The sequence below is a fragment of the Stenotrophomonas maltophilia group sp. vghtpe118 genome (genome assembly GCF_052605195.1).
Genome location: NZ_CP199672.1, coordinates 3,277,442 through 3,297,507 on the forward strand (window position 1 = coordinate 3,277,442; position 20,066 = coordinate 3,297,507).

Genomic DNA, 20,066 nt, shown 5'->3' on the forward strand with positions numbered 1-20,066 from the left:
GCCCGAGCGTGGGCTCGGGCGCTACGGATGTGTCAGTGCTCGAACAACGTCGGCGTCGCCTCGAATCGGCGTGCGTACGCACGCTCCTCTGCAACCCTCGCCACCTCGTCATCGGCCAGGTCCGGTGCCCCATAGACGGCGTAGGCAACGCTGCCGTCGGCACCATGACCGATCTGATGCAGCCGGTAGCGCGAGTGGCCGCCGCCGGTGTCCTCGGGGTAGTGCACGGGCGGATGGCTGCCTTCCAGGTCCATTTCACTGTTGTCGACCACGCCACCGACGAACAAGGCTCGCATGCAGGTTCTCCTGGGTTTCCGGGGGAGCCTCTACCCTGAACGTTTCAATGTTTCTGGCGGATCAAGGCCCCGTTCGGGTTTCGCAAAGCGGGCCGCCGGGGCCGGCCCGGCCAAGCCGGTACAATGGACGGCCCTCACGCTTGAAGTACCCGCGCCGATGGCCTCCAGCGACGACGCCCCCCTGCAGACCCTGCTCCTGCCGTTCTCCCAAGGCGCCCTGCGCTGGCCGGAGGGCCCGGTGGCTTTCCTGCGTGCCCGCGATGGCTGGCCATTGCGCGAAGTGGCCGGCAACCGCGAGGTGCACTGCGAACAGAGCTTCGCCCCGTTCGCGCAACCGCTGCAGCAGGCTGCCGGCTGGACCGTCAGCGGCCAGCTGGATGACGCGGCCGGCAAGGGCCGCTACCCGTTGGTGCTGGTGCTGCCGCCGCGCCAGCGCGAAGAAGCCCGTGCGCTGTTCGCCCGTGCGCTGGCGCTGGTCGCCGATGGCGGCCGCATCGTTGCCTGCCAGTCCAACAACGAAGGTGCGCGTTCGGGCGAGGGCGACCTCAAGCAGTTGGCCGGCCTCGGTGGCTGCCTGACCAAGAACCACTGCCGCGTGTACTGGACCGCCCCGCTGCAGGGCCGGCACGACGTTGACCTGGCCAAGCGCTGGTCGGCGCTGGATGCGGTGCGCCCGATCGTGGGCGGTCGCTTCCTCAGCCGCCCGGGCGTGTTCGCCTGGGATCGCATCGATCCGGCGTCGGCGCTGCTGGCCGAGCACCTGCCGGCCGACCTGGCCGGACGCGCCGCCGACCTCGGCGCGGGCTACGGCTATCTGTCGCGCGAACTTCTGGAACGCTGCCCGAAGATCACCGCGCTGGACCTGTACGAGGCCGAGCAGCGCGCGCTGGCACTGGCCGAGCTCAATCTGGCGCCGCCGCCGCGACCGCTGCCGCTGCGTTTCCTGTGGCAGGACGTCACCGCCGGCATCGAGCCGGGCTACGACGTCATCATCAGCAACCCGCCGTTCCACACGCCTTCGCGCGCTGACCGCCCGGACATCGGCCAGCGCTTCATCGCCGTGGCTGCGCAGGCGTTGCGCCCGGGCGGGCGCCTGTATGTGGTGGCCAACCGCCACCTGCCTTACGAGCACACCCTCAACGACAGCTTCGGCGCGGTGCGCGTGGTCGCCGAGCGCGACGGTTTCAAGCTGGTGGAAGCCGTGAAGGGGAAGGGCAAGTGAAGCTGGTCAAGCACATCGCCAACCTGGGCTATGGCAGCCGCAAGCAGGTGCAATGGATGTTCCGCGAAGGCCGCGTCACCGACGCCGACGGCGAGGTGCTGTATGCCGACGACCAGGTGCCGCATGACGCCATCCGGGTCGATGGCGAGCCGCTGGACCCACCGCCGGGGCTGTCGATCGCGCTGCACAAGCCGGCCGGCTACACCTGTTCGACCAAGGACACCGGGCGCCTGATCTACGACCTGCTGCCGCCGCGCTTCCGTGACCGCGATCCGGTGCTGTCCACGGTCGGCCGCCTCGACCGCGAGACCAGTGGCCTGCTGTTGCTGACCGACGATGGTGGCCTGCTGCACCGGATCATCTCGCCGAAGTCGAAGCTGCCGAAAGTCTATGAGGTCGAGTTGAGCGAGGACCTGCGCGGCGACGAGGTGGCGCTGTTCGCCAGCGGCACGCTGATGCTGGAATCGGAGAAGACGCCCCTGCTGCCGGCTGAACTGGAAGTGCTGGATGCGCGCCGTGCGCGGCTGGTGCTGCACGAAGGCCGCTACCATCAGGTACGCCGCATGTTCGCCGCCACCGGCAACCACGTGCAGGCCCTGCACCGCAGCCGCGTCGGCGGGCTGGACCTGCAGGGGCTGGACGAAGGGCAATGGCGGCAGCTCACCCCTACCGACCTGGATACGCTGTTCGCTCCATGACCCCCATCGCTGCGCTGCCGTTTCTTCCCGACGCCGTCATCTTTGACATGGACGGCCTGATGATCGACAGCGAGCGTGTCTCGTTGGACTGCTGGGGCCAGGCCGCCGATGAATTCGGGCTGGGCCTGGACGAGGCGGTGTTCCTGCGCATGGTCGGCCTCGGCGACCGCGATTCGCACGCGCTGCTGCGCGCGCAGGGCATCGAGGACAGCGTGATCGATGCGGTGGCCGCACGTTGCCACGACCTGTATGAGGCACGCACACAGACCGGGTTGCCGTTGCGTCCAGGCATCCTGGAACTGCTGGAGCTGCTGAAAGCGCACGCGGTACCGCGGGCGGTGGCCACCACCACGCGGCAGCCGAGGGCCAACCGCAAGCTGGCCGCTGCTGGCCTGCTGCCGTATTTCGATGCGGTGATCACCAGTGGCGACGTGGCGCGGCCGAAGCCGGCGCCGGATATCTACCTGCTGGCCGCGCAGCGATTGGGGCAGGTGCCCGGGCGTTGCCTGGCGCTGGAGGATTCACCGGCCGGTACGCGCGCGGCGCTGGCGGCTGGCATGACCGTGATCCAGGTGCCGGACCTGGTGCATCCGGATGAAGAGCTGCGTGCCCTGGGCCACCGCATCGTTGGATCCCTGGTGGACGCGCACGCGCTGCTGCTGCCGTTGCTGCCGAAGTAAGGTGGGTGCCGACCGTTGGTCGGCCCAGTGCCCCGGTAGGTGCCAACCTTGGTTGGCACAGAGCCGAGCATGGCTCGGCTCTACATCCTTGGGTGGGTGCCGACCGTTGGTCGGCACGCCCGTCCCCATCACACCCGCCCGAACACCAGCGCGGCGTTGGTGCCACCGAAGCCGAAGCTGTTGGACATCACCGTATCCAGTTTCTGCTCGCGGCTCTCGCGCAGGATCGGGAAGCTCTCCACCTTCGGGTCCAGCTCGCCGATGTTGGCCGAACCGGCAACGAAGCCATCGCGCATCATCAGCAGGCAGTAGATCGCCTCGTGCACGCTGGCTGCACCGAGCGAGTGCCCGGACAACGCCTTGGTCGAAGACAGCGGCGGCACCGCATCGCCGAACACTTCGCGGATCGCGTTGAGCTCGGTGACATCGCCCAGCGGGGTCGAGGTGCCGTGGGTGTTCAGGTAGTCCAGCGGGCGATCGACACCCTGCAGCGCCATCTTCATGCAGCGCACCGCACCTTCACCGGAGGGCGCGACCATGTCGGCGCCGTCGGAGGTTACGCCATAGCCGATCAGTTCGGCATGGATGTGCGCACCGCGTGCGACGGCGTGGTCGTAATCCTCCAGCACCAGCATGCCGCCACCACCGGCGATGACGAAGCCGTCGCGGTCCTTGTCGTACGGGCGCGAGGCGCTGGCCGGGGTTTCGTTGAAGCTGGTCGACAGCGCGCCCATCGCATCGAACATCACGCTCATCGACCAGTGCAGGTCTTCGCCACCGCCGGCGAACATGATGTCCTGCGCACCGTGCCGGATCATGTCCGCAGCGGCGCCGATGCAATGCGCCGAGGTCGCGCAGGCAGCCGACAGCGAGTAGCTGACGCCCTTGATCTGGTAGGCCGTGGCCAGGCAGGCCGAGACCGTCGAACACATCGTGCGCGGCACCATGTACGGGCCGACCTTGCGCACGCCACGTTCGCGCAGCAGGTCGACGGCACCGATCTGCCATTCGCTGGAGCCGCCACCGGAACCGGCGATCAGGCCGGTGCGCAGGCTGCTGACCTGCTCGGGGCTGAGCCCGGCATTGGCGATGGCATCGCGCATGGCCAGGTAGGCGAAGGCCGCCGCGTCGCTCATGAAGCGCTTCTGCTTGCGGTCGATCAAGGCGTCCAGGTCGAGGTCGACGCGGCCACCGACCTGGCTGCGCAGGCCTGCTTCGGCGTGGTCGGCCAGGGCGGTGATGCCCGAGCGTCCCTCACGCAGCGCGGCCGAAACGGTATCCAGATCATTGCCGAGGCAGGACGTGATGCCCATGCCGGTGATGACGACGCGACGCATCAGAAGCTCCCGGTTTCGGTGAACAGGCCGACGCGCAGGTCGCGCGCGCTGTAGATTTCGCGGTCGTCCACGTACATGCGGGCGTCCGACTGGGCCATCACCAGCTTGCGGTTGATGACCCGGCTGATGTCGATCTCGTAGCGTACGAGCTTGGCGTCCGGCAATACCTGGCCGGTGAACTTCACCTCGCCACAGCCCAGCGCGCGGCCCTTGCCGGGTGCACCCAGCCAGGTCAGGAAGAAGCCGGTCAGCTGCCACATGGCATCCAGGCCCAGGCAGCCTGGCATCACCGGGTCGCCGATGAAGTGGCAGCCGAAGAACCACAGGTCCGGGCGGATATCCAGTTCGGCGCGTACCATGCCCTTGCCATGCGGTCCGCCGTCCTCTCGGATGTCGGTGATGCGGTCGAACATCAGCATCGGGTCGTTGGGCAAACGGCCGGCGGCGGTGCCGAACAGTTCACCGCGTGCGCTGGCCAGCAGCTGTTCGCGGTTGAACGCGTGGAGACGGGTCATGAAGCACAATCCTGGAAGCGGAGAACAGGGAAACAAGCGCCCGAGAATGCCCGTGGAAACTGCGCCGATCAAACATTTCAACCGTACGCAACCGTAGTGTTTTCAAGGGAATACGCGCATCCTGTTGATGTGCAACGACCATACTTCGGCGTGTGGCCCACCCGGCCCGGCCCCGCCTTTTCCACCTGACATGACCCGACTGCGCAAGATCATCCACGTTGACATGGACGCGTTCTACGCGTCGGTGGAGCAGCGCGACGATCCGTCACTGCGCGGCAAGCCGGTGGTTGTGGCATGGCGCGGCGCACGCTCGGTGGTGTGCGCGGCATCGTACGAGGCACGCGTGTTCGGCGTGCGTTCGGCCATGCCGGCAGTGCGGGCCGAACGCCTGTGCCCGGATGCGATCTTCGTGCCGCCCGACTTCGCACGTTACAAGGCGGTGTCACGCCAGGTGCGCGAGATCTTCCTGCGCCACACCGACCTGGTTGAGCCGTTGTCGCTGGACGAAGCCTACCTGGACGTGACCGAGCCGAAGAGCGGCATCGAACTGGCGACCGACATCGCCCGTACCATCCGCATGCAGATCCGTGAGGAGACGAACCTGACTGCTTCAGCCGGGATCGCGCCGAACAAGTTCCTGGCCAAGATCGCCTCGGACTGGCGCAAGCCCGATGGCCAGTTCGTGATTCCGCCGCAGCGGGTGGACGCCTTCCTGCTGCCGTTACCGGTGAGCCGGGTGCCTGGCGTCGGCAAGGTGATGGAAGGCAAGCTGGCCGCGCGCGGCATCGCCACCTGCGGCGACCTGCGGCAGTGGGCACTGATCGATCTGGAAGAAGCGTTCGGCAGTTTCGGCCGCAGCCTGTACAACCGCGCACGCGGCATCGACGAGCGGCCGGTGGAACCGGACCAGCAGGTGCAGTCGATTTCCTCGGAGGACACCTTCGCCGAAGACCTGCTGCTGGAAGACCTGACCGAGGCCATCGTGCAGCTGGCAGAGAAGACCTGGAAGGCGACCCGCAAGACCGAGCGTGTCGGCCATACCGTGGTGCTGAAGTTGAAAACCGCGCAGTTCCGCATTCTCACCCGCAGCTTCACCCCGGAACGTCCGCCGGAGTCGATGGAAGAACTGCGCGACATCGCACTGGCCCTGCGCGCCCGCGTCGACCTGCCGGCGGAGACGCGCTATCGGCTGGTGGGTGTCGGGCTGGGCGGCTTCCGCGAAAAGGAACCGGTGGTGCAGGGGGAATTGTTCGAGCACGACATGAACAATCCCACAGATACCTAATCATCAAATAGTGGGGTCAGAGCCCGTTGCGCAGCAACGGGCTCTGACCCCGTGCCGACCAACGGTCGGCACCCACCATCAGCAGCAGGTTCCGACAGATAGCGGGAAACTGTCGAAGGCGGGGTGGGTCCGGTTGCGGGGGCGTGAGCCGCATGGATGCGGCGACCGAGCTTACATGGACGTACTTGCAGCGCCCCCCGCAACCGGACCCACCTCGCCTTCCCACCGATAGCCAGCTGTTGCTGTTGCCTCTGCAGGTGCAGGGCGCAGCCCTGCAAAAGAAAACTCCCCACCTCATGGCCACTGCATCTCGCCCTTGGCCACCTTCGCACTCAGCTCCAGCGACGCCACGCCGTCCAGCTTCGGATAGCGCGCCTGCATCGCCTTCACCAGTGCCGCGCTGTCCTTGGCCTTTGCCGCCTCGGCGTCGAACGCGCGGATGTAGTCCGCAGTGAAGCGCAGCGCACTGGCACCCAGCGCCGCACCCGGCGCGTAATGCCCCGGCACCACCACCTTCGGCTTCAGTGCCTGCAACCGCTGCAGGGTCTGCAGCCAGTCAGTGTGCGACTTCGGCGTCTGCGTGTCGGCCATCCACACGTGCTCACCGGCCACCACCGGAATGCCGCCGACGATCGCACGCAGCGACGGTACCCACAGCACCGTGCGATCCGGGGTCGGGCCATCCAGGCCGATCAACGGCAGGCGCTGGCCTTCCAGCTGCAGGGCATCGCCGTCCAGTACCTGCGGCACCACGATGCGTGCCGGCACGTCGGCGCCCATCTTCGGTCCCCAGTAGGCCAGCTTGCCGGCCTGGGTCTGCTGGATGTGGGCGACGGTCTGCGCAGTGGCGACGATGCGTGCCTGCGGGAAGGCATCCTGCAGGGTGGCCAGGCCGAAGTAGTAGTCCGGATCGCCGTGGCTGATGTAGATCGTGGTCAGCTGCTTGCCACTGGCGCGGATCCGTTCGACCAGCTTGCGCGCGTCGCTGGCACCAAACTGTGCATCGACCAGGATCGCGTCGTGGCGGCCTTCGATCAGCACCGAGGATACCGAGAACATCGCCTGCGGGCCGGGATGGAAGGTCTGCAGGTGCAGTTGTGATTTCGTCGCGATGGTCGGCGCCGCGGTGGCCGGTGCGGCCAGCAGCGGCGCACTGGTGAACGTGGCGGCCAGGGCGAGGGGAAGCAGCAGGGCAGCGGTACGCATGGGGAATTCCTTGTGTCGGATAGGGAGCCGAGCGTGGGCTTGGCCCTACAGGGCTCGCGCGTCGATCAGTACGCGGCCGTGATGATCTGCTTCGGGTACTGGTGCGCTTCCAGCTCGGCGACGAACGCGGCGCCGTAGTCGGCATAACTGATGCGGCTGTGGCCGCTGGCGTCGGCCAGGAAGGCCTTGGGCTGCACACGGTACTGGCCGCGCTCTTCGCCCGGGCCGATTTCGGCGGCCGGCGAGAAGAAGGTCCAGTCCAGGTCGTCCACTGCCTGCAGGCGATTGAAGGCTTCACGATGGGCCAGCGCGTACGGCTTGTAGGCTTCCGGGAAGTTGGGGGTATCGACCAGCTGCACGCCCGGCGCGACTTCCAGGCTGCCGGCGCCACCCACCACCATCAGGCGCGGTACGCCGGCCTTGCGCGCGGCGGCCGCCAGCTGCGCGGCGATCTCGCCCACGCGGCCGATGTCATCGCCCGGACGCGGGCCGTAGGCGCTGGCCAGCACGTCGTGGCCAGCGATGGCGGCGACCAGCGCGTCCTGGTCATCCAACGAGGCGATCACCGGATGGGCACCGGCCAGTTCGGCCGGAAGGTCCTGCGCGCTGCGCACGATGACGGTGAGTTCGTGGCCGTGGGCCAGCGCGTGGCGGGCGATCTGGCGGCCGATGTTGCCGGTGGAACCAACGAGGGCGATCTTCATGGCAGGACTCCGTGGGGCGATGTGGGCTGGGAATGGGGCCACTCTAGGCCGCTGCAGTCGCTCGAAAAACAGCGTATAACGCGCTTGTTTGTTGCACGAATCGAGCATATGGACCGATTGACCGCCATGGCCGTGTTTGTCGAGGTGGCCGAGCGCGGCAGCCTCACCGCCGCCGCAGAAGTGCTGGACATGTCGCGGGCGATGGTCAGCCGCTACCTGGCCGAGGTCGAGGGCTGGCTGGGCGCACGCCTGCTGCACCGGACCACACGCCGGGTCAGCCTGACCGGCCCGGGCGAGGCGGCGCTGGCGCGCTTCCGGCAGATGCTGGCAATCGGCGAAGAACTGCAGGGCGAGCTGGCCAGTGATGATCCCGAGCCGCACGGCACGCTGCGGGTGACCGCCAGCGTGTCGTTCGGGCAGAGCCACCTGGCGCGGGCGGTGGCCGGTTTCGTCGCACGCCATCCGGCGGCGCGCATCGAGCTGCTGCTGGTCGACCGCACGGTGAACCTGGTCGAGGAGCGCGTGGACCTGGCCGTGCGCATCGCGCGCCAGATCGACCCCAGCCTGATCGCGCGGCGGCTGGCCACCTGCCGCTCGGTGCTGTGCGCGACGCCGTCGTACCTGCAGGCGCGTGGCACGCCGACCGCGCCGGAGCACCTGGCCGCGCACAACTGCCTGACCCACCACTACGTCGGCAAGAGCCTGTGGCAGCTGCACCGCGATGGCCGTTCGCTGTCGGTGGCGGTGGGCGGCAACATCAGCGCCAACGATGCCTCGCTGCTGCTGGAGGCGGTACGCGCCGGTGCCGGGATCGCCATGCTGCCGACCTACCAGGTGGCGCCACTGCTGCGCAGCGGCGAGCTGATCGAACTGCTGCCCGGATTCAGTCTGGACGAGCTCGGCATTCATGCCGTGTACGCATCACGGCGCCAGCAGCCCGCTATCATGCGGCGATTCCTGGATTACCTGGCCGAGTGTTTCGCCAGCCCGGCCTTCCAGGATCTGGATTGGCGCCCACCGGGCAAGGAGAACACATGAACCATGGACAGGCCTTGATCGACCACAACCGTGCTGCCTGGGACCGCCAGGCCAGCGAAGTGCGCGAATGGTCGCGCCCGGTGGAGAGTTCAACCATTGCCGCCGCGCGCGAAGGCCGCTGGCAGGTGCACCTGACCCCACGCGCGCTGCCACTGGACTGGCTGGGCGACGTGCGCGGCCGCCGCATCCTGTGCCTGGCCTCGGGTGGTGGCCAGCAGGCCCCCGTGCTGGCCGCTGCGGGCGCCGACGTCACCGTGTTCGACCTGTCCGACGGGCAGCTGGAACAGGACCGCCGGGTCGCTGCGCGTGATGGACTGCAGCTGCGCACGGTGCAGGGCGACATGCGCGACCTGCACGTATTCGCCAACGACAGTTTCGACGTGGTGTTCCATCCGATCTCCAACCTGTACGTGCCCGACGTGCGCCCGGTGTGGACCGAATGCCGCCGCGTGCTGGCGCGCGATGGCATGTTGATGGCCAGTTTCTACAACCCGGTGCTGTTCGTCGGTGCACGTGATCCGCAGCTGGACGCACAGGGTTTGATCCGGCCGCAGTACGCCATTCCCTATTCGGACCTGGAAGACCTGCCCGCCGCAGAGCGTGAGGCGAAACTCGCCCGCGGTGATGCGCTGACCTTTGGCCACAGCCTGACCGAACTGATCGGCGGGCAGCTGGATGCAGGCTTCGTGATTGATCGGTTCATGGAAGACTGGCAGCCGAAGCCGCGCTTCCTGATCGACCGTTACCTGCCCACCTTTCTGGCCACCCGCGCACGCAGGATCGGATGAGGCGGATCCTGGAAAAGAACGCGGCGTACAATGGGCGGCCCCACGTTGTACAGGCGTCGTCCCTTGTCGTATCCCTATCCGCTGGTCGTATTCGATCTCGATGGCACGCTGGTCGACAGCGCATCTGACATCGCCGAAGCGCTGAACCGCACGCTGGAAGCCATCGGCATGGCACGCGTGCCGGAAGCCACCGTGCTCGGCTGGATCGGCGACGGAGTGCGCCGCCTGGTCGAACAGGCCGTGCACGCCGCCGGTCGTGAGGTCGACCTGGCCGAGGTCATGCCGGTGTTCATGGTGCACTACCGTGAATGCCTGCTGCGCAGCCCGCGCCTGTTCGATGGCGTGGCCGAGGCACTGGCGCAGCTGCGCGCGCGCGACGTGCCACTGGCGATCTGCACCAACAAGCCCGAAGCACTGGTGCCGCCGCTGCTGCAGCACCTGGGCATCGGTGATGCGTTCGCGCTGGTACTGGGCGGCGATTCACTGCCACAGCGCAAGCCCAGCGGCGAACCGCTGCGGCACATCGCCACGCACTTCGGGCTGCCGGTGCAGGCGTGCCTGATGGTGGGAGATTCGTTGACCGACTACCGCGCCGCCGAAGATGCGGGCATGCCGATCGCGCTGGTGCGCTACGGCTATCCGCGCGGCCTGGACCTGGCCAGCGCGCATGCGGTGGCGGTGATCGACGACCTGCGTGAACTGCCGGGGTTGACCGCCGGCGTCCCGGTGTAGAGCCGAGCCCATGCTCGGCTGCTTTGCTGCCTGAGCCGAGCATGGGCTCGGCTCTACAGAGAAAGCGCCGGGCAATGCCCGGCGCCTTCTTTCATTTCGGCTGGTAACGCACACTCAACTGGTACTCACGGCCCGGCTGGTTGAACCACGCCACCGTCTCATACCTGCGGTCGAACACGTTTGTGGCACGCGCCAGCAGCGACCACGACGGCGTCAGCGCGTACTCGGCGCGCAGATCCAGCGTGCCGTACCCCCCCACCTTCACCGCGTTGGCGGCATCGTCATAGCGCTTGCCCGCACCCTGAACCGTCAGGCCTGCGCGGAAGTCCCCGAAACGCCGGTCGATGTCCAAGCGCGCGGTCTGCTGTGCACGACGCGGCAGCCAGTTGTCGAACTGCGTGCTGCCGCCGGTGCGGTTGCGTGGGTCGGTGTAGCTCAGCTGGGCGTTGATGTCGAAGCCGGCCAGCAGCACGCCACCGGTCAGTTCGGCACCGCGGATGCGCGCCTTCTCCACCTGCTGCATCCTGAAGGTCGCCGCATCGTAGGTGATCAGATCATCGATGCGGGTTTCATAGACGTCCAGGCCCCAGTGCCAGCCCTGTCCCTGCTGCGAAACGCCCAGGTTGGCGCTCTTGGACTTCTCCGGGTTCAACGTCGGCACACCGCTCCACGGGTCATACAGGTCGCTGAAGGTCGGCGCCTTGAACGCGGTGCCGTAACTGGCATTGACACGCAGGCCGTGGCCGAGCTCCATCGCCCAGCCGAGGCTGCCCGTGGCGTGGTTGCCGAACTGCTGGTTGTCGTCGTTGCGCGCGCTGGCCTGCAGCTGGTGGCGGCCGAAGCGCCCCTGGTACTGCACGAACACGCCGGTGTTGCGGCGGCTGTCGACCCGATATCCGGCACTGCTGCCATCCAGGTTGTCTTCGCTCCAGTCCACGCCGGTGCTCAGCAGCTGGCCTTCGGCCAAGGTGAAGTCACCCTGCAGCGAGGCACTGTCGCGGTGGGTCTGAGCGCTGCCACGGGCACCGAAGTCACCGAAGTTGTCCGACTCGTTGTCACTGCGCCCGACATTGGCGGTGAACGCCAGGCGTTCGGACGGGGTGTAGCGCACCTTGCCGGCCAGCACCTGCTGGCGGGTTTCCGAATAGTTGTAGTAGCCGTCGTAATGGTTCTTTCCGTCGGCACGCAATGCACTGCCTTCCACGTTCCATTGGTCGTTGAAGGTGTAGCCACCGCGCAGGCTCTTGGACAGGTTGCGGTAGCCATCGCGGTCATGTTCGTCGGCAAAGCAGCCGGTGAACAGCGTTGCCGAGCCGCGGCAGGCATCGATGCCATCGGAATGCTGGTAGGCGATGTCGGCGCCGAACCAGCCGCGTTCGGTCCCGCCACCGATCCCGCCGCTGGCTTCGCGCAGGCCGTTGCTGCCGCCACCGAGCTGGAAGTGCGGGGCGAAATCACCCTGGTTGCGGCGGGTGAAGATCTGGATCACGCCGCCAATGGCATCGGCGCCGTACAGGCTCGACTGCGGGCCACGCACGATTTCCACGCGCTCGATCTGCGCCAGCGGCAGGTCCTGGTACATCGCCAGGCCGAGGTCGGCACTGTTGATGCGCACGCCGTCGACCAGCACCACGGTGTGGCCCGAGTTGGTGCCGCGCAGGAACAGCGAGCTCTGCTTGCCGAGCCCACCGGCATTGGTCAGGTTGATGCCGGCGCGGCCGCGCAGCAGTTCCTGCAGCGAGGTGGCCTGGCTGGATTCGATCTGCGCGCGGTCGATCACCTGGGCCGGCGCGATGCTGTCCTGCAGGGCGATCGGGGTGCGCGTGGCGGTGACCAGGATCTGGTCGAGCGCGGTGGTGTCATCGGCGGCCTGTGCCAGCGCGGGCAGGGCGGCCAGTACGGCCAGGGACAGCATTCGGGACTGCAGCTTCATGGGGGACTCCAGGTGCCACGCACGCCCGCGTGGCGAAGGGGCGGAGCCGCGAAGGCAGGCACGCGCCGATGCCGCAGCGCACGCCACGGTCATCCAGCGCCATGCCCACCGCATCGCGACCTGAGGCTTCCGGGCCGGTCTCCGGGCTTGCCGCCGGGTGGCGCGAGGCCACCGTCCAGGCGCCTTCCCATGCCTGCGGCACAGTGGCGGTGTTGCCTGGAACTGACGTGCTTACCGTTGCGGGGGCAGCGCCGGCCTGGCGTGGAATCACGCGTCACCGGCTTCCCGTTTCAACCTGCCGGCCACGGCCGCAGGTCACCTGGAAGTGCGCGCAGTCTACGGCATCGCAGGCCGTCCCGTTGCGTCGCGCCTGCGCGGCTGCCTTTGCTGTGCCTTTAGAATGGTTGCTCGATCCCGTGGTGCCGTTACCGATGTCTGCCCGTTCTCCGTTGTACCTGCGTCGCCCGTCCGGGACGCACGCATGATCCTCGACCTGGTCCGCCATGCCGGCAACGGTCGCGATGAGTTCCTTGATGGCCGCAGCGATCCACCGCAGCTGGCCGGCCTGCCGCAGGAGCTGGTCGAGGCCTATGCCGAGCAACGCTGGGAGCGGGTGATCAGTTCACCGCGGTTGCGCGCGCTGCACACGGCGATGGCGCTGGCCACCCCACGCGGGCTGGACGTCGAAGCGGACGAGGAATGGGAAGAACTGGATTTCGGCGATTGGGACGGGCAGTCGCTGTTCGACCTGCCGGAAGATGCGCTGGCCGCCTTCCACGCCGATCCGCATGCGTTCCCGCCGCCGAACGGCGAGAGCTGGGGGCATTTCGAGCGGCGTATCGCGCGCGCGCTGGATCGCCTGCTCGATGATGATGATCATCCGGTGCCGACGCTGGTGGTCAGCCATGGTGGCCCGCTGCGCATGGTGTTGTCGCAGGTTTGCGGCCTGCCGATGTCGCTGTGCTGGGCCCTGCGCATCGACCACGGCACGCGCCTGCGGGTGTGGCTGGAGCGGGGCGAGGTCGGGCTGGTGGGCGAGCTGCTGGAACTGCAGCAGCCCTGATCTGCTCTTGTAGAGCCGAGCCATGCTCGGCTGCACTTCGATCAGAAAGGCCAGCCGAGCGTGGGCTCGGCTCTACAGGAGGGCGCGGCTCAATCCTCGTCCGCGCGCTCGGCCACGTTGTCCTCGGCGTCATCGTCGGCATCGAAGCGCTGCTCGTGCACCGGGCCCGACGCCGGGCCGGCCGCCTTCAGCGGATGCGCGGCGATGCGCGCCTCATAGTCCTGCACCAGCGCCTCACGCTGCGGCTCGCTCAGCTCCTGCCAGTGGCAGTCCAGCAATGCGCCTTCCAGCGAGTACAGCAGGTTCAGGCTGGGCTTGAAGCCGGCCCGCTTGACCTTGACGAAGGCGCCGACTGCGCCGATCGCCACCAGGTCCTCGCGGCTGCGCAGCCCGACCTGGCGCAGCCAGGCTGCACTCTTCGGGCCGATGTTGCGCAGCTTCGGTGCGCTCATCCCAGTGCCTCGACGAACACGCGGGCGATGGCTTCCAGGCCGGCCTGATCGTCGGCGTCGAAGCGGCCGACCTTCGGGCTGTCGATATCGAATACGCCGATCAGTTCATCGCCGCGCAGCAGCGGCACCACCAGCTCCGAACGCGAGGCCGAATCGCAGGCGATGTGGCCGGGGAAGGCATCGACGTCGTCCACGCGCTGGGTTACGCGCTGGCTGGCGGCGGCACCGCACACACCCTTGTCCAGCGGGATGCGCACGCAGGCCGGCAGGCCCTGGAACGGGCCGACCACCAGTTCCTTGCCGTCATACAGGTAGAAGCCCACCCAGTTCAGGTCGGGCAGGGCGTGATAGACCAGTGCGGAGAGGTTGGCCGCGTTGGCGATGCGGTCGGACTCGGCGTAGACCAGGCCACGGGCCTGTTCCAGCAGCTGGGCGTATTGTTCCGGCTTGCTGCCGGTGAGCGAGGCATTGGCGAACATGCCCGCAGTCTAGCAAGTGCACCGGGCCGGCGATAATGCACACACTGTTGCCCTGTTGGAGCCCATCGATGCCGTTGCCCGCTACGCTGCCGCCCGCCCTGTTCGTTACCGGCACCGATACCGAAATCGGCAAGACCGCGGCCAGCACCGCGCTGCTGCATGCACTGCGCCAGCGTGGCCTGCGTGCAGTGGGCATGAAGCCGGTGGCCAGCGGCAGCGAGGATCTGGGGCAGGGCCTGCGCAACGAGGACGCGCTGGCGCTGCAGGCGGCCAGCTGGCCGGTGCCGGACTATGCCGATCTGAATCCCTATGCGCTGCGGCAGCCACTGGCACCGGAGCTGGCCGCTGCCGAGGACGGCGTGCAGGTGGAGCTGGCGCCGATCGTGGCCGCGTTCGAACGCCTGCGCGCGAAGGCCGATATCGTCGTGGTGGAGGGCGTGGGCGGTTGGCTGGCGCCGGTCTCGGCCACGCTGGACCAGCTCGACCTGGTGCGTGCGCTGCAGCTGCCGGTGCTGCTGGTGGTGGGCATGCGGCTGGGCTGCGTCAACCACGCGCGGTTGACCGCGCAATCGCTGCAGGCCAGCGGCGTGGACTGCCTGGGCTGGATCGGCAACCACATCGACCCGGCAATGCAGCGCCAGGACGAGAACATCGCCACGCTGCAGCAGCGCCTGCCGATGCCGTGCTGGGGACGGCTGCCGCATCTGCCGGGGGCGGATGGTCAGATCCTGAGTACGCACCTGCTCGACTGACCTGCTTCCTGTAGAGCCGAGCCCATGCTCGGCTCAGCGGGGACCGTCAGCGAAGGGCAGCCGAGCGTAGGCTCGGCTCTACAGGAGCTGGCGCACTGCCAGCTCCCGCGCGATCGCACCCAGCCGTTCCACCGCACCGATGAAGCGCGCATCCAGGCTCTGGCAGCACGACAGCCGCAGGCAGTGGCGATAGCGCGCACCACGCGAATAGACCTGGCCGGGCATGAACACGATGTCCTCCTGCAGCGCTCGCTCGAACAGCTCGCGCGTGTCCACGCCCGGCAGTTCCAGCCACAGCAGGAATCCGCCCTGTGGTTCGGTGGCGCGGGTGCCTGCCGGGAAATGCTCGGCTACCAGCTGGCGCAGCCGTCCCACCTGTTCGCGGTACAGGCGGCGCATGCGATGCAGATGGTGCTCGTAGCTGCCTGCTTCCAGATACGCGGCCACCGCATCGCCGAGCAGCTGCGGCTCGCCGCCGGTGGACTGGAACTTCAGCAGCGCGATGCGCTCTGCGAAGCGGCCGCCATCCAGCCAGCCGATGCGGTAATCCGGCGCCAGTGTCTTTGAGAAGCCACCGACCACCATCACCCAGCCATCGCGATCGAAGGCTTTCAGCAAGGGTGCCGGCGGTTCGCAGAACTGCAGCTCGGCGTACACCGCATCCTCGATCAGGGGCAGCTGCCGTGCGTTGACCAGCTCGGCCAGGCGTTGTTTGGCGGCGGTCGGCATGGTGCAGCCGAGCGGGTTGTGCACGGTCGGCATCACCACCAGTGCGGCCAGCGGCGTGTGCTCCAGCAGCGCATCCAGTGCATCCACATCCAGCCCGTGCTGCGGGTGGGTGGGCAACTCGATTGCCTGCAGGCCGAGGTTGGCCAGCAACGGATACAGGTTGAAGTAGGACGGCGCCTCGATGCCCACTGCGTCACCGGGCTGGGTGACCGCGCGCAACGCCAGCTGCAGGGCCTCCATCGCACCATGGGTCAGCAGGAGTCGCTCGGCGTGGGTGTGCAGGCCCATGCGCGGACTGCGGCGCACGATCTGCGCCAGCAGCCGGGGGGAGCCGTTGGGTCTCGCATAGGTCTCCACCGTCTGCTGGCCGTGGCGCAGCACCTGCGCGGTATGCCGGGCCAGCTGCGCGCCGGGATAGAACTGGCGACCACGTGGGCCGGCGAAGGCCAGGTCGACCACACCCGGGCGGCGCTGCGCTTCCAGTACCCGGGCCATCAGCACCTGCTGCAGCGGCGCGGTGGGCGCGGACGGGGTGTCGCGCAGCGAACGCTCCGGCACCGACAGCCGCGGCGCGACTTCGAAGCCCGCCTTCGGCCGCGGAATCACCAGCCCGGCATCTTCCAGCTGGCGATATGCCGCGATCACCGTGTTGAGGCTGAGCCTGCGCTGCGACGCCATCTGCCGCAGCGAAGGCAGGCGGCTGCCGACCGGAAGGCGGCCGCCGTGGATGGCCTCGGCCAGTTCGTCGGAGAGCCGCTGGTAGCGTGGAGGGATCATCGTGGCCTGGTCATCTGTATCCATCGAACATGCCGCCATCTGGTTCTGTACCCATGATGATGGCGAGCCTAGCATGTCGTCGTCGGCCGGGCCTGATCGGGGCGTGGCCGGCGCATTCCAAGCGCACGGCGGGACCGCCGTGCGTCTTTTTTTGGTGTGTAGAGCCGAGCCCACGCTCGGCTGCTTTTCCGCCAACAGCAGCCGAGCGTGGGCTCGGCTCTACAGAAGCGCAGCGCCGAGCACCGATCAGCCCCAGGGGAAATGCCGTCAGCGCATCGGCACCAGCACCGCGTCGCGCCGGTACAGCGCCGGAAACTGCTTGGCCAGGGCCGCCAGCTTCGGTGCGTCGTAGTAGCGGATGTAGGCGGCCTGCGGGTAGTTGGTCATGTAGTTCTGGTGGTAGCTCTCGGCCGGGTAGAAGCGCTGGCCGCTGACCAGCTGGGTGACGATCGGCGCGCGGTAGCTGCCGGCCTGGCCGAGCTGGGCGATGTAGGCACGGCTGGCCGCCTGCTGGCGGGCGTCGTCAGTGAAGATCGCCGAACGGTACTGGCTGCCGTGGTCCGGACCCTGGCGGTTGAGCTGGGTCGGGTCGTGCGCGACTGAGAAGAACACCTGCATCAGCTGTCCATAGCTGACCTGGCGCGGGTCGTAGTCAATCTTTACGGCTTCGGCATGGCCGGTCTGGCCACCGCTGACGCGCTCATAGCGCGCATTGGCTGCACTGCCACCGATATAGCCGGACACCGCATTGCTCACGCCCTTGACGTGCTGGAACACGCCCTGCACGCCCCAGAAGCAACCGCCGGCAAACACCACGCTGGCGTGGGTGGCGTCATCGCGGAACGCCGCATCGCCGGTGGGGGCCGGCAGTGCCTGGATCTGCGCGCTGGCTTCGACCGGCGCCGCAGCCGCGCCGTGATCGACCAGCAGCACCCCGGCAATCAATGCCATGGCCACCAGGCCGGCAACACCGGCGGCGATGCCCTGTTCAAAGGAGAGTTTCATCATGTGCTCCCGGTTCAACCGAAGGTGAAGGCATAGGCCTGCACGCCCGCATCGAGGAATTCGATCTCGAAGCGATGCGGACCGACCGTGCCGCGCTGGCGTACCAGCTGGTACAGGCGATGCTCGTCGACCACGCCACTGCCATCGGCGCCGACATCACTACCGGCATCGGCAGCGGGCAGCGCCTTGCCATCCAGCCAGACGCGGAAGCGCACCGGCGTGCCGTCGCGGCTGGGCGCCAGCACCAGGTGCAGGTCACGCGCATGGAACTGGAAGGCAATGCGGCCACCGGCCTGCTGCAGCTGTGCGGCTTCATCGGTGACGGTCCAGCGCCCCGACAGTCCCCACTGGTTCAACGCCAGGGTGGTCGGCAGCGTGTAGTCGAACGCGCTGTTGCTGCGCTGTCCGCCGGGCGAGGCGAACTGCTCGGCGCGGGCGTGGCCCAGATAGGTTTCCGGCGAGCGCAGGTTGCCCATGTCGGCCTGCACGGCCACGCCTTTCAGGTCGGCGGCAGCAGGATCGGCAGGCGGCGGCAGGTTGGCCTGCCCGGCTTCGGTCAGCAGGCGACGGATCATCTGTTCCGAACGCGCGTAGTTGCCTTCGCCGAACTGGTGGCCGCGGATGTTGCCCTGCGCATCGACGAAGTACTGCGCCGGCCAGTAGCGGTTGTTGAACGCGCGCCAGATCGTGTACTGGTTGTCCAGCGCCACCGGGTACTCGACCTTCAGCTGCTGCACCGCCTTCATGACGTTGCGCGGGTCACGCTCGAAGGCGAATTCCGGCGTGTGCACGCCGATCACCACCAGGCCGTGGTCGCGGTAGCGGCGCTCCCATTCGTGCACGAACGGCATCGCGCGCAGGCAGTTGATACAGGAGTAGGTCCAGAAGTCGACCAGTACCACCTTGCCGCGCAGCTGCTGGGCCGTCAGCGGTGGGCTGTTGAGCCAGCCGGTGGCCCCGTCCAGCGCGGGGAGGGTGCCCTCGACCGGCAGCGGTGCATCGCCAGCGGCGTTGGCACCGGCCATCATCATCATCGGTGGTGCCGCCGGCTGCGCGCCGGGTACCGCGTCCAGCAGGCCCTGCTCGATACGCGCGGTGCTGACCGTGGAAAGGCGGGTCAGCAGGCCGGTATCCCAGCCCAGGCCGATCGCCACCACTGCCAGCAAGGCGGCCACGCCCAGCACCTTGCGCAGCACATCGCCGAGGCCAAGCCGCGCCTGCAGCGCACGGAACACCCGGCCGCCCACCCACACCGCCAGTGCCAGCGCGGTGATCGCGCCCAGCGCATACGCCAGCAGCAGGGCACTGGTACCCACGCTGGCACCATGCAGGGCGGCACCGGTCAGCACCAGGCCGAGGATCGGACCGGCGCATGGCGCCCACAGCAGGCCGGTGGCGATGCCGATCAGCAGCGAGGTCCACGCGCCGCCGCGCCCAGCGGCATCCGCGGCATCGGCGCGCGCGCTCAGACGGGCACCCACGCGCTGGAACGGCGCCAGCAGATGGTCGGCCACTCGTGGCCACAGCAGGGCGACCGCGAACAGCGCCATCAGCAGCAGGGCGATCCAGCGCCCGACCTGGTTGGCCTGTGCCACCCATTGGCTGCCCACCGCGGCCAGGCTGGCGACCACGGTGAAGGTGAGTGCCATGCCCAGCAGCAATGGCAGCGTGCTGCGCAGGAACGGACGGTCGGCACGCGCGAACACGAACGGCAGCACCGGCAGGATGCAGGGGCTGAGCAGGGTCAGCGCGCCTCCCAGGTAGGCAAGCAGCAACAGCAGCATCGTCAGGCTCCGGAAACAGGGGAAGAACCGACCGGCACCCGCCAGCCGTCGGCAGTGCCATCCGTGGCGCCGGGAACGAACACCATCGCTGCACCGTTCATGCAGTAGCGCAGCCCGGTCGGGCGTGGGCCATCGTTGAACATATGGCCGAGGTGGCCACCGCAGCGGCGGCAGTGCACCTCCACCCGCAGCATCCCGAAGGTGACGTCGCGGTCTTCGCCGATGGCGTTGTGCAGCGGCGCCCAGAAGCTGGGCCAGCCGGTGCCGCTCTCGAACTTGGTGGACGAGGAAAACAGCGGCAGCGCACAGCCGGCACACGCGAAGGTGCCCTGGCGGTGTTCCTTGTTGAGCGGGCTGCTCCACGGCCGTTCGGTGGCCTGCTGGCGCAGCACCGCGTACTGCGCCGGGGTCAGGCGCTGGCGCCAGTCGGCATCGCTGTGCATGACCTCGAACTGTCGCGACGGGCGCGCTTCGGCGGCGGCGGGGGCGGCGCGGCTGCAGGCCCCCAGGCCGAGCAGGCCGGCGGCGGTGGCAACACCGCCCAGGCCCAGCAGATGGCGGCGGGACAAGGACATGGCGGACTCCGGGAAG

21 protein-coding genes and 1 riboswitch are annotated in these 20,066 nt (G+C 68.2%); of the genes, 9 read left to right on the top strand and 12 right to left on the bottom strand.

The window, feature by feature from the left end:
* Nucleotides 1-32: 32 nt before the first annotated feature.
* On the bottom strand, nt 33-296 hold the full coding sequence (locus tag ACUDTM_RS14965) for a hypothetical protein (protein ID WP_005415125.1): 264 nt from the start codon (nt 294-296) through the stop codon (nt 33-35).
* A gap of 157 nt (nt 297-453) precedes the next feature.
* Here ACUDTM_RS14965 and ACUDTM_RS14970 point away from each other — a divergent pair, with 157 nt between their 5' ends.
* The 3 genes from ACUDTM_RS14970 to ACUDTM_RS14980 are packed head-to-tail and all read left to right on the top strand — an operon-like array spanning nt 454 to nt 2,896.
* Nucleotides 454-1,518, top strand: coding sequence for a class I SAM-dependent methyltransferase (locus tag ACUDTM_RS14970; protein ID WP_072167737.1), 1,065 nt, complete (start codon nt 454-456; stop codon nt 1,516-1,518).
* Nucleotides 1,515-2,216, top strand: coding sequence for a pseudouridine synthase (locus tag ACUDTM_RS14975; RefSeq protein ID WP_072167738.1), 702 nt, complete (start codon nt 1,515-1,517; stop codon nt 2,214-2,216). Before ACUDTM_RS14970 ends, ACUDTM_RS14975 begins: the two co-directional genes overlap by 4 nt.
* Nucleotides 2,213-2,896 carry an HAD family hydrolase gene (locus ACUDTM_RS14980; protein ID WP_111008073.1) on the top strand — a complete coding sequence of 228 codons (684 nt, stop codon included), beginning with the start codon at nt 2,213-2,215 and terminating at the stop codon, nt 2,894-2,896. Before ACUDTM_RS14975 ends, ACUDTM_RS14980 begins: the two co-directional genes overlap by 4 nt.
* Nucleotides 2,897-3,024: 128 nt before the next feature.
* Here ACUDTM_RS14980 and fabB read toward each other — a convergent pair whose 3' ends face one another.
* Nucleotides 3,025-4,233 carry a beta-ketoacyl-ACP synthase I gene (fabB, locus tag ACUDTM_RS14985; protein WP_151355057.1) on the bottom strand — a complete coding sequence of 403 codons (1,209 nt, stop codon included), beginning with the start codon at nt 4,231-4,233 and terminating at the stop codon, nt 3,025-3,027.
* Nucleotides 4,233-4,748 carry a 3-hydroxyacyl-[acyl-carrier-protein] dehydratase FabA gene (gene fabA / locus ACUDTM_RS14990; RefSeq protein ID WP_005415130.1) on the bottom strand — a complete coding sequence of 172 codons (516 nt, stop codon included), beginning with the start codon at nt 4,746-4,748 and terminating at the stop codon, nt 4,233-4,235. Before fabA ends, fabB begins: the two co-directional genes overlap by 1 nt.
* Before the next feature lie 190 nt (nt 4,749-4,938).
* Here fabA and dinB point away from each other — a divergent pair, with 190 nt between their 5' ends.
* Entirely contained in the window at nt 4,939-6,033 is a 1,095-nt protein-coding gene (gene dinB / locus ACUDTM_RS14995) for a DNA polymerase IV (protein ID WP_088496438.1), read from the top strand.
* Nucleotides 6,034-6,327: 294 nt separating this feature from the next.
* Here the strand turns inward: dinB and ACUDTM_RS15000 are convergent, their stop codons facing one another.
* The gene (locus tag ACUDTM_RS15000) at nt 6,328-7,239 is read right to left on the bottom strand and encodes an MBL fold metallo-hydrolase (RefSeq protein WP_151355056.1); all 912 of its coding nucleotides are present in this window, start codon (nt 7,237-7,239) and stop codon (nt 6,328-6,330) included.
* Nucleotides 7,240-7,304: 65 nt separating this feature from the next.
* Nucleotides 7,305-7,943, bottom strand: a complete 639-nt coding sequence (locus ACUDTM_RS15005) for an NAD(P)-dependent oxidoreductase (RefSeq protein ID WP_072167743.1) — start codon at nt 7,941-7,943, stop codon at nt 7,305-7,307.
* A gap of 108 nt (nt 7,944-8,051) precedes the next feature.
* Between ACUDTM_RS15005 and ACUDTM_RS15010 the strand changes: the two genes are divergently transcribed.
* The 3 genes from ACUDTM_RS15010 to gph all read left to right on the top strand — a co-directional run bounded on the left by ACUDTM_RS15010 (nt 8,052) and on the right by gph (nt 10,501).
* Nucleotides 8,052-8,981, top strand: a complete 930-nt coding sequence (locus tag ACUDTM_RS15010; RefSeq protein WP_072167744.1) for a LysR family transcriptional regulator — start codon at nt 8,052-8,054, stop codon at nt 8,979-8,981.
* Complete coding sequence (locus tag ACUDTM_RS15015; protein ID WP_005415136.1) at nt 8,978-9,769, top strand: class I SAM-dependent methyltransferase; 792 nt, start codon at nt 8,978-8,980, stop codon at nt 9,767-9,769. The genes ACUDTM_RS15010 and ACUDTM_RS15015 overlap by 4 nt, the downstream gene beginning before the upstream one ends.
* 63 nt (nt 9,770-9,832) lie before the next feature.
* Nucleotides 9,833-10,501, top strand: a complete 669-nt coding sequence (gph, locus tag ACUDTM_RS15020) for a phosphoglycolate phosphatase (RefSeq protein WP_072167746.1) — start codon at nt 9,833-9,835, stop codon at nt 10,499-10,501.
* 91 nt (nt 10,502-10,592) lie between these two features.
* On the opposite strand, the gene btuB is transcribed toward gph, so the two are convergent.
* On the bottom strand, nt 10,593-12,434 hold the full coding sequence (gene btuB, locus ACUDTM_RS15025; protein WP_445391389.1) for a TonB-dependent vitamin B12 receptor: 1,842 nt from the start codon (nt 12,432-12,434) through the stop codon (nt 10,593-10,595).
* A 115-nt stretch (nt 12,435-12,549) separates the two neighbouring features.
* A riboswitch (cobalamin riboswitch) is annotated at nt 12,550-12,772 on the bottom strand.
* A gap of 143 nt (nt 12,773-12,915) precedes the next feature.
* Here btuB and ACUDTM_RS15030 point away from each other — a divergent pair.
* A complete protein-coding gene (locus ACUDTM_RS15030; RefSeq protein WP_088496578.1) occupies nt 12,916-13,497 on the top strand; it encodes a histidine phosphatase family protein in 582 nt (193 codons plus the stop codon).
* Nucleotides 13,498-13,586: 89 nt separating this feature from the next.
* Here the strand turns inward: ACUDTM_RS15030 and ACUDTM_RS15035 are convergent, their stop codons facing one another.
* Both ACUDTM_RS15035 and ACUDTM_RS15040 read right to left on the bottom strand, forming a co-directional pair.
* Nucleotides 13,587-13,949: a TfoX/Sxy family protein gene (locus tag ACUDTM_RS15035; protein WP_053498035.1), complete on the bottom strand. Its 363-nt coding sequence runs from the start codon at nt 13,947-13,949 to the stop codon at nt 13,587-13,589.
* Nucleotides 13,946-14,428, bottom strand: a complete 483-nt coding sequence (locus tag ACUDTM_RS15040; protein WP_004140850.1) for a GAF domain-containing protein — start codon at nt 14,426-14,428, stop codon at nt 13,946-13,948. Before ACUDTM_RS15040 ends, ACUDTM_RS15035 begins: the two co-directional genes overlap by 4 nt.
* 68 nt (nt 14,429-14,496) lie before the next feature.
* Here ACUDTM_RS15040 and bioD point away from each other — a divergent pair, with 68 nt between their 5' ends.
* Complete coding sequence (bioD, locus tag ACUDTM_RS15045) at nt 14,497-15,180, top strand: dethiobiotin synthase (RefSeq protein ID WP_061478648.1); 684 nt, start codon at nt 14,497-14,499, stop codon at nt 15,178-15,180.
* A gap of 78 nt (nt 15,181-15,258) precedes the next feature.
* Here bioD and ACUDTM_RS15050 read toward each other — a convergent pair whose 3' ends face one another.
* From ACUDTM_RS15050 to msrB, 4 genes are all read right to left on the bottom strand, one after another.
* A complete protein-coding gene (locus ACUDTM_RS15050; RefSeq protein ID WP_072167751.1) occupies nt 15,259-16,710 on the bottom strand; it encodes an aminotransferase-like domain-containing protein in 1,452 nt (483 codons plus the stop codon).
* Between the two features lie 243 nt (nt 16,711-16,953).
* Entirely contained in the window at nt 16,954-17,691 is a 738-nt protein-coding gene (gene msrA / locus ACUDTM_RS15055) for a peptide-methionine (S)-S-oxide reductase MsrA (protein ID WP_088496585.1), read from the bottom strand.
* Between the two features lie 14 nt (nt 17,692-17,705).
* Complete coding sequence (locus tag ACUDTM_RS15060) at nt 17,706-19,475, bottom strand: cytochrome c biogenesis protein DipZ (protein WP_072167752.1); 1,770 nt, start codon at nt 19,473-19,475, stop codon at nt 17,706-17,708.
* Nucleotides 19,476-19,477: 2 nt separating this feature from the next.
* Complete coding sequence (msrB, locus tag ACUDTM_RS15065; RefSeq protein ID WP_353080368.1) at nt 19,478-20,050, bottom strand: peptide-methionine (R)-S-oxide reductase MsrB; 573 nt, start codon at nt 20,048-20,050, stop codon at nt 19,478-19,480.
* Between the last annotated feature and the right edge of the window lie 16 nt (nt 20,051-20,066).

Bases quoted from the DNA above. Each gene is read 5' to 3' on its own strand.
- ACUDTM_RS15005 (WP_072167743.1), bottom strand. From the start codon at position 7,943: ATGAAGATCGCCCTCGTTGGTTCCACCGGCAACATCGGCCGCCAGATC.
- ACUDTM_RS15035 (WP_053498035.1), bottom strand. From the start codon at position 13,949: ATGAGCGCACCGAAGCTGCGCAACATCGGCCCGAAGAGTGCAGCCTGG.
- btuB (WP_445391389.1), bottom strand. From the start codon at position 12,434: ATGAAGCTGCAGTCCCGAATGCTGTCCCTGGCCGTACTGGCCGCCCTG.
- fabA (WP_005415130.1), bottom strand. From the start codon at position 4,748: ATGACCCGTCTCCACGCGTTCAACCGCGAACAGCTGCTGGCCAGCGCA.
- ACUDTM_RS14980 (WP_111008073.1), top strand. From the start codon at position 2,213: ATGACCCCCATCGCTGCGCTGCCGTTTCTTCCCGACGCCGTCATCTTT.
- ACUDTM_RS15050 (WP_072167751.1), bottom strand. From the start codon at position 16,710: ATGGATACAGATGACCAGGCCACGATGATCCCTCCACGCTACCAGCGG.
- msrA (WP_088496585.1), bottom strand. From the start codon at position 17,691: ATGAAACTCTCCTTTGAACAGGGCATCGCCGCCGGTGTTGCCGGCCTG.
- fabB (WP_151355057.1), bottom strand. From the start codon at position 4,233: ATGCGTCGCGTCGTCATCACCGGCATGGGCATCACGTCCTGCCTCGGC.
- ACUDTM_RS14965 (WP_005415125.1), bottom strand. From the start codon at position 296: ATGCGAGCCTTGTTCGTCGGTGGCGTGGTCGACAACAGTGAAATGGAC.
- msrB (WP_353080368.1), bottom strand. From the start codon at position 20,050: ATGTCCTTGTCCCGCCGCCATCTGCTGGGCCTGGGCGGTGTTGCCACC.
- ACUDTM_RS15060 (WP_072167752.1), bottom strand. From the start codon at position 19,475: ATGCTGCTGTTGCTGCTTGCCTACCTGGGAGGCGCGCTGACCCTGCTC.
- dinB (WP_088496438.1), top strand. From the start codon at position 4,939: ATGACCCGACTGCGCAAGATCATCCACGTTGACATGGACGCGTTCTAC.
- bioD (WP_061478648.1), top strand. From the start codon at position 14,497: ATGCCGTTGCCCGCTACGCTGCCGCCCGCCCTGTTCGTTACCGGCACC.
- ACUDTM_RS15015 (WP_005415136.1), top strand. From the start codon at position 8,978: ATGAACCATGGACAGGCCTTGATCGACCACAACCGTGCTGCCTGGGAC.
- ACUDTM_RS15000 (WP_151355056.1), bottom strand. From the start codon at position 7,239: ATGCGTACCGCTGCCCTGCTGCTTCCCCTCGCCCTGGCCGCCACGTTC.
- ACUDTM_RS14970 (WP_072167737.1), top strand. From the start codon at position 454: ATGGCCTCCAGCGACGACGCCCCCCTGCAGACCCTGCTCCTGCCGTTC.
- ACUDTM_RS15010 (WP_072167744.1), top strand. From the start codon at position 8,052: ATGGACCGATTGACCGCCATGGCCGTGTTTGTCGAGGTGGCCGAGCGC.
- ACUDTM_RS15040 (WP_004140850.1), bottom strand. From the start codon at position 14,428: ATGTTCGCCAATGCCTCGCTCACCGGCAGCAAGCCGGAACAATACGCC.
- ACUDTM_RS15030 (WP_088496578.1), top strand. From the start codon at position 12,916: ATGATCCTCGACCTGGTCCGCCATGCCGGCAACGGTCGCGATGAGTTC.